This window comes from Undibacterium sp. TC4M20W (assembly GCF_049340245.1).
In the GTDB taxonomy this organism is placed as follows: domain Bacteria; phylum Pseudomonadota; class Gammaproteobacteria; order Burkholderiales; family Burkholderiaceae_D; genus Undibacterium.
In genome coordinates this window covers 1-205 of sequence record NZ_JBMPPI010000107.1, presented here as the reverse complement: position 1 = coordinate 205, position 205 = coordinate 1, and the positions used below count along the sequence as shown (strand labels likewise).

The 205-nt window shown below is 55.1% G+C and carries 1 protein-coding gene; it reads left to right on the top strand.

Annotation, left to right across the window (positions count from 1 at the left end; all coding sequences use genetic code 11):
- Positions 1 to 205: transposase (locus ACO0LL_RS30490; protein ID WP_422954561.1), on the top strand; the 205-nt coding region annotated here is incomplete at both ends.

Genomic DNA, 205 nt, shown 5'->3' with positions numbered 1-205 from the left:
CCGGAGCCAATGTCCACGACAGCCAGGTATTGCCAAAATTACTGCACGGGCACGAGACACGTTACTGGGGTGATTCTGCCTACACGGGCCAAAAGCAGATTGCACGCAGCAAAGCACCAGGGATAAAAGACTTTACCAACATCCGGGGCACACGCAGTCACGCGCTGACAGAAGAAGAACGCCTGACCAATCGCCGCAAGTCAAG